This is a genomic window from Acidovorax sp. WCS2018Noco2-16 (genome assembly GCF_031843945.1).
GTDB lineage: Bacteria > Pseudomonadota > Gammaproteobacteria > Burkholderiales > Burkholderiaceae_C > Paracidovorax.
On the sequence record NZ_JAVTJJ010000001.1, the window covers coordinates 677,633 to 690,754 of the forward strand.

The 13,122-nt window shown below is 68.4% G+C and carries 12 protein-coding genes; 9 read left to right on the forward strand and 3 right to left on the reverse strand.

Going from position 1 to position 13,122, the window contains the following annotated elements:
• The first annotated feature begins 4 nt into the window (after positions 1–4).
• Genes RQI28_RS03075 through RQI28_RS03110 form a run of 8 tightly spaced genes read left to right on the forward strand, consistent with a single transcriptional unit; the run spans position 5 to position 8,949 of the window.
• Positions 5–1,294, forward strand: coding sequence for an oligosaccharide flippase family protein (locus tag RQI28_RS03075; RefSeq protein WP_311221106.1), 1,290 nt, complete (start codon positions 5–7; stop codon positions 1,292–1,294).
• Positions 1,291–2,217 carry a glycosyltransferase family 2 protein gene (locus RQI28_RS03080; protein ID WP_311221107.1) on the forward strand — a complete coding sequence of 309 codons (927 nt, stop codon included), beginning with the start codon at positions 1,291–1,293 and terminating at the stop codon, positions 2,215–2,217. The genes RQI28_RS03075 and RQI28_RS03080 overlap by 4 nt, the downstream gene beginning before the upstream one ends.
• Entirely contained in the window at positions 2,214–3,320 is a 1,107-nt protein-coding gene (locus RQI28_RS03085; protein WP_311221108.1) for a glycosyltransferase family 4 protein, read from the forward strand. The genes RQI28_RS03080 and RQI28_RS03085 overlap by 4 nt, the downstream gene beginning before the upstream one ends.
• Positions 3,317–4,477, forward strand: coding sequence for a glycosyltransferase family 4 protein (locus RQI28_RS03090; RefSeq protein ID WP_311221109.1), 1,161 nt, complete (start codon positions 3,317–3,319; stop codon positions 4,475–4,477). The genes RQI28_RS03085 and RQI28_RS03090 overlap by 4 nt, the downstream gene beginning before the upstream one ends.
• A complete protein-coding gene (locus RQI28_RS03095) occupies positions 4,474–5,091 on the forward strand; it encodes a sugar transferase (RefSeq protein ID WP_311221110.1) in 618 nt (205 codons plus the stop codon). Before RQI28_RS03090 ends, RQI28_RS03095 begins: the two co-directional genes overlap by 4 nt.
• A complete protein-coding gene (locus RQI28_RS03100; protein ID WP_311221111.1) occupies positions 5,088–5,753 on the forward strand; it encodes an acetyltransferase in 666 nt (221 codons plus the stop codon). The genes RQI28_RS03095 and RQI28_RS03100 overlap by 4 nt, the downstream gene beginning before the upstream one ends.
• Positions 5,753–6,940, forward strand: a complete 1,188-nt coding sequence (locus tag RQI28_RS03105) for a DegT/DnrJ/EryC1/StrS family aminotransferase (RefSeq protein WP_311221112.1) — start codon at positions 5,753–5,755, stop codon at positions 6,938–6,940. The genes RQI28_RS03100 and RQI28_RS03105 overlap by 1 nt, the downstream gene beginning before the upstream one ends.
• Positions 6,937–8,949: a nucleoside-diphosphate sugar epimerase/dehydratase gene (locus tag RQI28_RS03110; RefSeq protein ID WP_311230882.1), complete on the forward strand. Its 2,013-nt coding sequence runs from the start codon at positions 6,937–6,939 to the stop codon at positions 8,947–8,949. Before RQI28_RS03105 ends, RQI28_RS03110 begins: the two co-directional genes overlap by 4 nt.
• On the opposite strand, the gene RQI28_RS03115 is transcribed toward RQI28_RS03110, so the two are convergent.
• On the reverse strand, positions 8,942–9,817 hold the full coding sequence (locus RQI28_RS03115; RefSeq protein ID WP_311221114.1) for a fumarylacetoacetate hydrolase: 876 nt from the start codon (positions 9,815–9,817) through the stop codon (positions 8,942–8,944). The two genes, RQI28_RS03110 and RQI28_RS03115, sit on opposite strands and share 8 nt — an antisense overlap.
• Positions 9,818–9,876: 59 nt before the next feature.
• Between RQI28_RS03115 and RQI28_RS03120 the strand changes: the two genes are divergently transcribed.
• Entirely contained in the window at positions 9,877–11,013 is a 1,137-nt protein-coding gene (locus tag RQI28_RS03120; protein WP_311221115.1) for an iron-containing alcohol dehydrogenase, read from the forward strand.
• A 23-nt stretch (positions 11,014–11,036) separates the two neighbouring features.
• On the opposite strand, the gene RQI28_RS03125 is transcribed toward RQI28_RS03120, so the two are convergent.
• A complete protein-coding gene (locus RQI28_RS03125; protein ID WP_311221116.1) occupies positions 11,037–12,212 on the reverse strand; it encodes a phospholipase in 1,176 nt (391 codons plus the stop codon).
• Positions 12,209–13,033, reverse strand: coding sequence for an HDOD domain-containing protein (locus tag RQI28_RS03130; protein WP_311221117.1), 825 nt, complete (start codon positions 13,031–13,033; stop codon positions 12,209–12,211). The genes RQI28_RS03125 and RQI28_RS03130 overlap by 4 nt, the downstream gene beginning before the upstream one ends.
• Between the last annotated feature and the right edge of the window lie 89 nt (positions 13,034–13,122).

Below are 13,122 nucleotides of genomic sequence, written 5' to 3' on the forward strand. Positions count from 1 at the left end.
CCGCATGCGCCTATCGCACGTGGCATGGAACCTGGCCGGCCTGGCCGTGCCGCTGGCCGTGGCCGCGCTGACTGTGCCGCAACTGCTGGCGAATGTCGGCCATGAAAAGTTCGGACTGCTGGCGCTGGCCTGGGGCCTCATCGGCTACGCCAGCGGCCTGGATCTGGGCATCGGCCGTGCGCTGACCCAGCGCGTCGCCGGCTTGCGCGGCGCGGGCAAGGACGGCGAAGTGCCCGACGTGCTGGCCACTGCCGGGCGCATCACCTTGATCGCCGGCTTGTTCTTCGGCCTGCTGGTGGTGCTGGCCGTACCGGCGGGCGCGCCCGGCTGGGTGCATGCTGTCAGCACACCACGCAGCGAGATCGCTACCGCTGTGCTGCTGCTGGCGCTGGCACTGCCTGCGCAGGCGATGAGCGCGACGTATCGCGGCCTCAACGAGGCGTACCTGAATTTCCGCGGCATCAGCCTGCTGCGTGCGGCGCTGGGTGTCGTCAATTTCGCCGGACCTTTTTTCGTGTCGCTGGCCACGCCGCACCTGGGCTGGCTGGTGCTGCCGCTGGTCGCCAGCCGCCTGCTGAGTCTGGCCATTTACCGCGCCCTGGCCTGGCGCTGCATTCGCCAGGGCGGCGAAGCGCGCACCGGCCACTACCAGCCGGCCACGGCGCGGGCGCTGTTCGCTTTTGGCGGCTGGGTCACCGTCAGCAGCGTGGTCAGCCCGGTGCTGGTGCAGGCAGACCGTTTCACCATCGGCGCCGTGCTGTCGGCAGCCGCAGTGTCGGCCTATGTGCTGCCTTACGAGGTGGTGGTGCAGAGCCTGGTGCTGGCAGGCGCGGTGTCGTCGGTGATGTTTCCGGGCCTGAGCCGGCTGCTGCTGCAAGACCCGCATGGCTGGCGGCCTTACTTTCTGAAATGGCTGCGGCGCGTGGCCGTGCTGATGGGCCTGGTGTGCGGCTTGCTGGCGGTGATGCTGCCCTGGCTGCTGCAGGCCTGGATCGGTGATGAGCTGCAGCCGGTGTCCGTGATGGTCGGGCAGATTTTGTGCCTGGGCGTCTTTGCCAACGCGCTCGGCACACTGTTCTACGCCCTGTTGCATGCCAGGGGCCGTGCGGACATCACGGCGCGCATGCACCTGGCGGAACTGCCCGTCTTTCTGATGCTGCTGGGCCTGCTGATCAGCCAGTACGGCCTGCCGGGCGCCGCGTGGGCCTGGACGCTGCGCATGGTGGCCGACGCGTCGCTGCTGGCGTTCTTCTCGCTGCGCCACAGCCCGCAACGCGCGGTAGCCACGCCATGATCGATATCGTCATCGTCAACTGGAATGCCGGCACGCAGTTGGCGCGGTGCCTGCAATCCATCCAGCGTGATGCCCTGGGCGCGAGCTGCGCGGTGCAGGTGATCGACAACGGTTCGGTGGACGACTCCGTCGAACATGCCCAGGCGCTTTTTCCCGACGTGGCGTTCATTCGCGCAGGCGCCAATCTGGGCTTTGGCAAGGCGTGCAATCTGGGCGCCCGCCAGGGCCGGGGCGAATTCATCCTTTTTTTGAACCCCGACGCCGAGTTGCGCGGCGATGCGCTCGGCCAGGCCGTGGCGACGCTGCGCGACCCGGCCCATGTGCGAACGGGCATCTGCGGTGTGCAGTTGATAGACGAAGCCGGCCATGTCGCCCGTAGCTGCTGCAGACTGCCCAATGCGGCCCGCATGGCCGCGCACGCCAGCGGGCTGACGCGCCGATTTCCCCGGCTGGGCTATGCCATGGCCGAATGGCCGCACACCGAATCGCGGCAGGTGGGCCATGTGATCGGCGCCTTCTATCTGGTGCGCCGCTCGTTGTTCGAGCAATTGCACGGCTTTGACGAACAGTTCTTTCTGTACTTTGAAGACCTGGACTTTTCCTGTCGCGCCCAGCAGGCCGGCTGGGCCACCTGGTACCTGGCGACCGCGCAGGCGTTCCATGCGGGCGGCGGAACCTCGCGGCAGATCAAGGCGCGGCGGTTGTTCTATTCGCTGCGCAGCCGCCTGCTGTATGCGCACAAGCATTGCAGCGCAGCCGGCGCGGCCGGTGTCGCGCTCACCACGCTGTGGGTGGAGCCGCTGGCCCGCATCGTGCAGGCGCTGGCACGGGGCTCCTGGCCGTCTATCAAGGAAACATCAACGGCCTACAGCATGTTGTGGCGCTGGCTGCTGAGCGCCAGAGACCAGGAGCCTGCGCCATGAAGCCCCTGCGCGTTCTCGCCCTCACCAAGTACGGCCGACTAGGCGCCTCGTCGCGTATGCGAACGCTGCAGTACCTGCCATGGCTGGCGTTGCACGGCGTGCAGATGGATGTGCGCCCGCTGGTGTCCGACGCCATGCTGCAAGCGCGCTACGACACGGGCCACTATGACAAGGCCGCTTTGATGGCAGCCTACGCACGCCGCGTGGGCGACTTGCTCGGCGCGCGGGCATTCGATGTGCTGTGGATTGAAAAAGAGGCGCTGGCCTGGCTGCCGCTGCCGCTGGAGCGGGCGCTGCTGAGCGCAGCGCCCTACGTGCTGGACTACGACGACGCCACCTTTCACCAGTACGACCTGCACCCTTCGCCCGCTGTCCGGAGGGTGTATGGCCGCAAGCTCGACGGGCTGATGGCTGGCGCTGCGCTGGTGGTGGCTGGCAACGGCTATCTGGCACAGCGCGCCACGGATGCAGGTGCTGCGCGCGTCGAGGTCGTACCGACGGTCGTGGACCTGGACCGTTATGACGCGGCCCCTGCGCTCAAAAAAGCGGGCGATGGCCGTGCACGCATCGTCTGGATCGGCTCGCCCTCCACAGCGCGCTATCTGCAGACCGTGGCCGAACCGCTGCGCGAACTCGCGGCCCGCACGCCCTTCGTACTGCGGGTGATCGGCGGGGGCGACGTGCAACTGCCCGACGTCACAACCGAGCCAGTGCCCTGGAGCGAAGCCACCGAAGCGCAGTCGCTGCAAGGCGCAGCCATCGGCATCATGCCGCTGCTCGATTCACCGTGGGAGCGCGGCAAGTGCGGCTACAAGCTCATCCAGTACATGGCCTGTGGCCTGCCCACGGTGGCGAGCGCCGTCGGTGCCAACCAGAGCATCGTGCTGCCCGGCGAGACTGGCTTTCTCGCGGCCAGCCCGCAGGAATGGGTGCAGTCGCTGGAAACGCTTTTGCACGACCCGTCGCTGCGCCAGCGCATGGGCGCTGCCGGCCGCGCGCGGGTCGAGCAACGGTACTGCCTGCAGGTCACCGCCCCGCGCCTGGCGCAATTGCTGCACCAGGCCGCACGCACCGAATCACCCCACAAGGAACACGCGAGATGAAGGGCCTGCTGATCGCCGGCTGGGCCGACTCGCTGATCAACTTTCGTGGCCCGCTGATGGCTGCCATGCAGGCACGCGGTGTCGACGTGCACGTCGCGGCACCGGGCTTGAGCGCGGATGATCCGGTAAGGCACGCACTGGAGCAGCGCGGCGTGACGGTGCACAGCGTGCCGCTCGCGCGCACCGGCACCAGTCCACTAGCCGATCTGCAGTCGCTCTGGGCGCTGTGGCGCCTGATGCGCCGGGTACGCCCGGACTTCGTGCTGGGCTACACCGCCAAGCCGGTCATCTACGGCTCGCTGGCGGCTTGGGCTGCGCGTGTGCCCCGGCGCCATGCGCTGATCACCGGGCTGGGCTACGCCTTTCAGGGCGATGGCCGCCGCAGCCGCCTGCGCCGCATCGTGCAGTCGCTGTACCGCGTGGCATTGTCGAAGGTGCACACCGTTTTCTTCCAGAACCCGGACGATCTGGCGCTCTTCCAGACGCGTGGGCTGCTTCACCCAGCCACGCCGGCCATGGTGGTCAACGGCTCCGGCGTGGACGTGCAGCACTTCGCGCCAGCGCCCCTACCCGGCGGCCCCGCCTGCTTTCTGCTGGTCGCGCGGCTGCTGGGCGACAAGGGCGTGCGCGAATATGCGCGGGCCGCAGCCATCGTGCGGCGCGACCACCCCAAGGTCCGCTGCCTGCTGGTGGGCTGGATCGACGAGAACCCCGATGCAATCGCCCAGCACGAACTGAACCAATGGGTGGCCGACGGCGACATCGAGTACCTGGGCAAGATGGCGGACGTGCGACCCGCCATCTCGGCCTGCAACGTCTATGTGCTGCCCTCGTACCGCGAAGGCACGCCGCGCACGGTGCTCGAAGCCATGGCCATGGGCCGTCCCATCATCACCACCGACGCGCCGGGCTGCCGCGAAACCGTAGTGCATGGGGACAATGGCCTGCTGGTGCCGGTGCGTTCGGCGCCTGCGCTCGCCGCCGCCATGAAGCAGTTGATCACCCACCCTGAACAGCGCCAACAGATGGGCGAGCGTGCCCGGCAGATCGCGCAGGAAAAGTACGACGTGCACCAGGTGAACGCGGCCATGCTGGAGGCGATGGGTCTGTTGTCCCCACCTGACTCATCGGCCTACCAAAAGGCAGCGCTTCCGTGAAACGTCTCTTCGACACCGTCTGTGCCGCTCTGGCCCTGGTGCTGCTGGCCCTGCCTCTCTTGCTGCTGGCCTGGCGCGTGCGCACCCGGCTGGGCAGCCCGGTGCTGTTCAAGCAGCAACGGCCAGGCCTGCATGGCCGGCCTTTCACCATGTTCAAGTTCCGCACCATGACCGATGCGCGCGATGAACGCGGCGCGCTGCTGCCCGACGCAGCGCGGCTCACGCCTTTCGGCCGCTGGCTGCGTTCCACCAGCCTGGACGAGCTTCCTGAACTCATCAACGTGCTGCGCGGCGAAATGAGCCTGGTCGGCCCCCGGCCGCTGCTGATGGAGTACCTGCCGCTCTATTCGCCCGAGCAGATGCGCCGCCACGACGTGCGGCCCGGCATCACCGGCTGGGCCCAGGTGAACGGGCGCAACGCTTTAAGTTGGGAAGCGAAATTCGCGCTCGATCTTTGGTATGTGGACCACCGCTCCTTCCTGCTCGATCTGCGCATACTCGGCCGAACCGTGTTGCAGGTGCTGCGCCGCGACGGCATCCACGCGCCGGGTGAGGCCACCGTAGCGCCCTTCACGGGCAGCGCCCACACGACAGACAAGGCCAATACGCCATGACCCTTCCGCTCTACGCCGTCTACGGCGCAAACGGCCACGGCCGCGAAATCATGCCCCTGGCCCGCGCCTGGTGCACCGCCCAGGCCGTGCCGCTGGACCGCCTGGTGTTCATCGACGATGCGCCACCCGCGCCCACGGTGAATGGGCACCGCGTAATGACCTATGCCGAATTTCTGTCGCAAGACGCCACCACCCGCCACGCCGCCATCGCCATCGCCCACAGCCGCGTGCGCGAGCGGCTGGCGCTGCAGTGCGAGGCAGACGGCGTGGCACTGTGGAGCCTGCAGGCCGACAACACGGTGCTGATGGACGATGTGCAGATCGGCCCTGGCGCGCTGCTCAGCCCCTTCGTCACGCTGACCTCCAACCTGCGCATCGGCCGCTGCTTTCATGCCAACCTCTACAGCCACGTCTCGCACGACTGCGTGATCGGCGACTACGTGACCTTCGCGCCTGGCGTGCGCTGCAACGGCAATGTCGCCATCGGCGACCACTCCTATATCGGTGCGGGCGCCGTGATCCGGCAGGGCCGGCCCGGTGCTCCGCTGGTCATCGGCGCCGGCGCCGTGGTCGGCATGGGCGCCGTGGTGACGAAAGACGTGGCGCCCGGCGCCGTGGTGGCCGGCAACCCGGCTCGGCCGCTGCCCCGCAAGGAACCCTGATGCTGAACACCCCTTTTGCCCCCTGGCCCAGCTTCACAGCGCAAGAGGCCGAGGCCGTGCAGCGCGTGCTGCTGTCCAACCGGGTCAACTACTGGACGGGCACCGAAGGCCGCGAGTTCGAACGCGAATTCGCCCAGTGGACCGGCGCGCGCCATGCGGTCGCCGTAGCCAACGGCACGCTGGCGCTGGATCTGGCGCTGCGCGGGCTGGGCGTGGGCGCGGGTGATGAGGTGATCGTCACGCCGCGTACCTTCGTCGCCAGCGTCTCCTGCGTGGTCAATGCGGGCGCCACGCCGGTGTTCGCCGACGTCGATGCGGACAGCGGTAACCTCACTGCCGAGACGATTGCCCGGGTGATCACGCCGCGCACTCGCTCGGTCATCGTGGTGCACCTGGCTGGCTGGCCGGCCGACATGGACCCGATCATGGCGCTGGCGCGGAAGCACGGCTTCAGTGTGATCGAAGACTGCGCGCAGGCGCACGGCGCCCGCTACAAGGGCCGCAGCGTGGGCACCATCGGTGATGTGGGCGCGTGGAGCTTCTGCCAGGACAAGATCATGACTACCGGCGGCGAAGGCGGCATGGTCACCACCCACGATGCCGGCCTGTGGTCGGCCATGTGGGCGTTCAAGGACCACGGCAAGACCTGGGAGGCCGTGTACGAGCGCACGCACCCGCCCGGCTTCCGGTGGCAAATCGACGGGTTCGGCACCAACTGGCGCATGCTGGAGATGCAGGCCGCCATCGGCCGCATTCAGCTAGGCCGCATGGCCGACTGGACTGCGCGGCGCCACCGCCATGCGCAGGCGATCCTGAGCGAAGCAGGACGACATGCCTGCGTGCGCGCGCCGCAGTGCCCTGACGATGAGGGCCAGACGCAGCATGCGCACTACAAGACTTACCTTTACGTTCAGCCAGACCGCCTGGCACCGGGCTGGAGCCGTGACCGCATCGTTCAGGCATTGATGGCCCAAGGCGTTCCCGCCTACCAGGGTTCGTGCTCCGAGGTGTACCTGGAGCGGGCCTTCGACTGCACGCCCTGGCGCCCGCGCGAACGGCTGCCAGTCGCGCGCCAGCTGGGCGACACCAGCATCATGTTGCTGGTGCACCCCACGTTGACCGAAGATGACATGGCGCGCACCGTGGCTGCGCTGCACTTGGTGCTGACCGAGGCGACTGCCCGGTGAGCAGCCCCTCCGCAGACACTCGGGCCCGCATGCGCAAGGAACCCGTCGCCATGCGCATTCGGCAGTTGCCGCGCCGTGCCAAGCGCCTGGTGGTCATGGCGCTGGACGCCGCCATGTGCGCGGCAGCCTTCGCGCTGGCGCTGATGGTGCGGCTGGATCGGATCGACATTTTTCAGGCGATCTACCTGCCCGGCCTGGTAGGTGCGCTGCTGCTCTTTTTGCCGATCTTTCTGGCCTCGGGCATGTACCGCGAAGTGTTCCGCTTCAGCGGCTGGACGGCGCTGGCTCTAGTGGTCAAGGCCACTGCCGTGTACGGCATCGCGTATGCCGCCATCTTCACGCTGCTGCGCGTGGGCGGGGTGCCGCGCACCGTGGGCATCATCCAGCCGGTGCTGTTCTTGACCTTCGTGCTCACGTCACGGGCAGTGGCGCGTTACTGGCTGGGCGGCATGCACCGCGACCTGAAGCTGCGCAAGCACTGGCCGCGCGTGCTGATCTACGGCGCCGGCAATGCGGGCCAGCAGCTAGCCAGCGCGCTTGCGCACGGCCGCAAGGTGTGGCTGGTCGGCTTTGTGGACGACGACGAACGGCTGCACGGCTCCAACCTGCAGGGCGTGCCGGTGCTCTCGCCTGCCGACCTGCCCGCGCTGCTGCGCAAGACGCGGCTCGATTCGCTGCTGCTGGCGCTGCCCAGCGTGACCCGCACGCGCCGCGCAGAAATCGTGCAGGCCGTGCGCGCCCTAGCACCCAACCTGGTGGTGCGCACCCTGCCCACCGTGACCGACATCGCGCAAGGCCGCGTGCAGGTAAGCCAGCTGCGCGACGTAGAGGTGTCCGATTTGCTGGGGCGTGACCCGATTCCACCCGACCCCGCCCTGCTGGGCCGCCACATCACTGCCAAGGTGGTGCTGGTGACGGGCGCGGGCGGCTCGATCGGCAGCGAGCTCTGCCGCCAGATTCTGCTGGCCCCGCCGCGTGTGCTGCTGCTGCTGGAGCACAGTGAGGCCGCGCTGCACGAAGTGAGCATGGACCTGGCCCAGCGCTGCGCCCAAGCCGGCGTGCCGACAGAGTTGGTGCCGCTACTGGCATCGGTGCGCGATGCCGACCGGTTGCGCAAGATCATGGCCGCCTGGCGGCCAGACACCGTCTACCACGCCGCTGCCTACAAGCACGTGCCCATCGTGGAGCACAACCCGGCCGAAGGCCTTAGCAACAACGTCTTCGGCACGCTGCAGACGGCGCTGGCCGCCATCGAACACGGCGTGGCCGACTTCGTGCTCGTCAGCACCGACAAGGCCGTGCGGCCCACCAACATCATGGGCGCCAGCAAGCGGCTGGCCGAGATGACGCTGCAGGCACTGTCGCACGATGCGCAGGCTTGCGGCCGCACGCGGATGTCGATGGTGCGCTTCGGCAATGTGCTCGACTCATCCGGCTCGGTCGTGCCGCTCTTTCGCGATCAGATCCGCAAGGGCCTGCCGGTCACGCTGACGCACCCGGACATCACGCGCTACTTCATGACCATTCCGGAGGCCGCGCAATTGGTGATTCAGGCCGGGGCCATGGCGCGCGGCGGCGATGTGTTCGTGCTCGACATGGGCCAGCCCATTCGCATTGCCGACCTGGCGCGACGAATGATCGAGCTGTCGGGCCTGTCGGTGCAAGACGATGCGCGGCCCGACGGCGACGTGGCCATCCGCGTGATCGGGCTGCGCCCTGGTGAGAAGCTGTACGAGGAACTGCTGATCGGCAATGACCCGCAGCCCACGGCGCACGAACGCATCATGAAAGCCCACGAAGACTTTCTGCCGTGGCCCGAGCTGCAGCCGCAACTGGCCGCGCTGCAGGCCGCCGTGCAGGCCAACGACGTCATCACCCTGCGCGCGCTGCTGCAGCGGCTGGTGTCGGGCTACCAGCCCACGGACGACGTCGTGGACTGGGTGTATTTGAAGCAACAGCCGCGGCAGCACGATGGCGCGCTGCCCGCCAGATCGCACACGGCTACTTGAAGGTCACGCGCACCGGCTGCGCGCCCGGCAACCCGTCGAACTTCGCCGTCACCGCCAGACCGGCGCGCGGCGGCAGCAGCGCCGAGAAAGAACCCAGGCTCACCAGGTCGCCCGGCTGCAGCGTGATGTCTTCCTTTTGCAGCGCGCCCGTCAGCCACACCACCGCCATCAACGGCTGGCCCAGGATGTCGCTGCCCGTGCCGCCCCCTAGCTTGTAGCCCTGCCCGTCGGTCAGCGTGACCGACATGCGTTCGAGCGCGTCCAGCAGCGCATATTGCTCGCCGCGCGTGGTCGGCACGGCGATGGGTTTGCCCGCCACGCCCAGCCGCGCGCCGACGTTGATGGCCGCCACGCCCGCGCCGTTGAGCTGCGACGGCGCCTGCACCATCAGGTCGGGCAGTTCGATGAACGGAATGACCTGGTCGATGTGCTGCAGCACTTCCAGCGGCGTGCGCGCATGGTTGATGGCGGCGCTCTTCACGCGCACCAGCATGTCGGCCTCATACAGCGGCCGCGCACCGAAGGCGGCGTCGACCGTGGCGCCGCTGGCCAGCACCATGCCTTCATAGAGCTTGCCCCACACCGGCTTGTCGGTGTTGAAGCGCTTTTGCACCGCCGGGTTGGTCAGCCCGGCCTTGTAGCCGATGACCTTGCCTAGCCGGGGCGCCAACTGCGCGTTCAGCTTGGCGCGCGTGCAGGCGCCATCGGCCTCCGACAGCGCCGGAAAGTTCGGTGCCGGCGTCTTCGCCACATAGCTCGCCGCCAGCTCGGCTACCTGCGTGTCGTTCAGGCATTCGGCCTGCGCCGTGATCGATGTCGCACAAGCGACGACAGCTGCCAGCGCGATGAGGGTTTGCTTCATGGTCATGCATGTCTCCGGGTTGTAGTGTGTGCAGCATCGTAATCAGGACTTACGAGCAGCGCACCATGGCTTTCATCTACTACGTCACCCAGATCCAGTTTGAGTTCGGCGCCGTGCGGCTGCTGCCGCAGGAATGCGCGCGCGTGGGCATCACTCGCCCGATGGTGGTGACCGACCAGGGCGTGAAGGCCGCTGGGGTGCTGCAGACCGCGCTCGACGCACTGGGCGGTCTGCCGCACGCCGTGTTCGACCAAACGCCCTCCAACCCCACCGAGGCCGCCGTGCGCGATGCCGTGGCGCTCTACCGCGCGCAGGGCTGCGACGGGTTGATCGCAGTGGGCGGCGGCTCGGCCATCGACTGCGCCAAGGGCATCGCCATTGCGGCCACGCACGAAGGGCCGCTCACGTCATACGCCACCATCGAAGGCGGCTCCGGGCGCATCACCGACCGGGCGGCGCCGCTGATCGCCGTGCCCACCACCAGCGGCACCGGCAGCGAGGTGGCGCGCGGCGCGATCCTCATCGTGGACGACCACCGCAAGCTCGGCTTTCATTCATGGCACATCGTGCCGCGCACCGCCATCTGCGACCCCGGCCTGACCATGGGCCTGCCGCCGCAACTGACCGCCGCCACCGGCATGGACGCCATCGCCCATTGCATGGAAACCTTCATGTCGTCGGCCTTCAACCCGCCCGCCGACGGCATTGCGCTCGACGGCCTGGAGCGCGGCTGGCACCACATCGAACGCGCCACGCGCGATGGCGCCGACCAGGACGCGCGCCTGAACATGATGAGCGCCAGCATGCAGGGCGCCATGGCGTTCCAGAAAGGGCTGGGCTGCGTGCATTCGCTGAGCCATAGCCTGGGCGGCGTGAACCCGCGCCTGCACCACGGCACGCTCAACGCCGTGTTCCTGCCCGCCGTGATCCGCTTCAACGCAGAGGCCGATGCCGTGCGCAAGGGCCGCCGGCTGGAGCGCATGGCCCATGCCATGGGCCTGCAGAGCGCCAGTGACGTGCCCGAGGCCGTGCGCGACATGAGTGCCCGGCTGGGCCTGCCCACCGGCTTGGCGGCCATGGGCGTCACCGAGGCGATGTTCGATGACGTGATTCGCGGCGCCATGGCCGACCACTGCCACAAGACCAACCCGCGCGAAGCGAGCGTGGACGATTACCGCGAGATGCTGCTCGCGTCGATGTAAGAACCTCTTCTAAGCCCTGGCAGTCACAGCGGCCGCACGCAATCCAGATCAGGGCGCTGCAGCCATTGGGCGAATTCGTCGGCCAGTTGCTGGCTAGCCGACGTGGCGGCTTTCCAGGCGCGCACGCGGGCGGCGGTGTCGGTGCCGTAGTGGGTGAAGTCATTGCGATCAGGCAGCTTGGCGCGCGGCAACGCGGCAACCCACTCGGCACTGGGCGAGAGCACGATCATGCGGTGCAGCGCGGGCGTACTGCGGTGGCGCCAGCGCAGGTTCTTGTCGAGCCAGCCGGGCACCACGCTGGACTGGAAGTGCGGGTACAGCACCAGGGGTGCACGGCCAGTTTCAGCATCTTTTTGGCCTCCAGCGCTTGATGGATAAGCGCTAACAGCTATATCTTTGATAGCAATCGAATCATCGACCCGGTAGCGCAGATGCAGGTGGTAGTCGGTGATGCCACCGTCCCAGTAAGCGCCGGGCGGCGCGCCCGGAATGCCATGCACCGCCTGCAGCACGAAGGGAATGGAGCAGCTGGCCTGCAGCGCAGGCAAAAGGTTGTCCAGCGACAGCGCCACCTGCCGGGTGGAGAAATCGCGCGCATCGAAGGGCAGCGGTGCGAGTCCCTCGCCATCGCCCTGCCCTGACGAGAACACCACCCGCTGCAGCCACCAGCCCAGCGCGCGCCGGTGCAAAGCGTTGGCGGCAAAGGCGCCCAGGTAGCCCAGCGGCGTGCCCAGGCGGTGCTCGCGCCCCAGCACGTGCCGTCCGCGCGCGGTGACGATGTGCAGGCGATAGCGCGGGTGCGTCAGCAACTCGGCCTCCCGCCCGGCGAAGAAGGCGCGCAGGTTCTGCCCGAAACGCTCGCTGACGTGTGCCGCCGTGGGCCGGCGCGCACCGGGCGGCAGGTCGTAGGTCTGGTGGATGTAGTCGTGCTCCAGCCGCTCGAAGGCCTGCACCGCGCCATGCTGCAGGCAGGCCGTGGCCATGCGCCAGGCGCCGATGGAAGCGCCCACCAGGTGCACCGGGTGGGTCGATGCGGCCAACCATTCACCGAACAAGAACCGATCCAGCGGCCCGAGGATCAGACCCTTCGGCCCGCCGGCTGCGGCCGGCACCACGCCCACGTTCTCTGGTGCCAGCCCGCCTTGATCGCGCAGCTGGCGCATGGCACCCGGGCCGGCGTGAATGCGCAAGGCCTTCACACAAAGTCGCCCGCGTCGGGCCGCACCGTCCAGTCGATAGGGTCTTGCTGCAGCACCATGTCGATGTCCAGCCCCAGCGTGACGCCCACTTCACCCGGAAAGCTCACCGCCAGTTCCTTGTCGCCCATCTCGGCCTCGCCCGCGCGCACGCGCCAGGCCGACAGATGCAGCACGCCGGCCAGCGGCTCATAGACGCCGTTGTCGAACGGCGCGCAGTGGTGCTGCAGTGCATCGACCACCGTCGGCGGCAACTGCCAGCGCCGCGCCATGCCGGCGCTGATGTGCGCGTAGCTGTAGCCCATCAACCGCTGCTCCAGCCGCGCGCGGCGCAGCTCCAGCGGAGCGATCAGCGTGTTGATGGACTGCGCGCGCTCCGGGTCGGCCAGGTGCAGCGCCAATTCGCCCACGCCGTGCAGCAGGCCGGCGGTGTAGGCGGCCAGCGGGCTCTGGTGGACGAGGCCCGCCAGCGACCGCGCCAGCTTGGCGGTGCGCAGGCTGTAGCGCCAGAACTGCTGCAGGTTCACACCCGGCACCGACCGCGACGTGGTGCCCAGCGGCGCCGACGCCACCAGTGTGCGCAGCTGGCGCAGGCCCAGCAGCGCCAGCGCTTCGGGAATGCCTGCCACCTGGCCCTGCGCGCCGAAGGCGGGCGAATTGGCCTCTTGCAACAGCCGCGCGGCCATTGCCGGGTCGGTGCCGAACAACTGGTTCACGCGACGCAAGTCGGGCTCGGCCGACGCCAGCTCGGTCATGAGCAGCGCCACGGCCTTCGGTAGGCTGGGCAGCGCGACGGGGACGGCCAGCAGTGCGTTCAGCTCCATGGATGGCGCGGCGTGTGGGGTTGGGTGGGGAGCCTGGATTATCCGGGCAGTTCAGCCGTGCGATCGACAGGAAAAACGCGGCATCCACC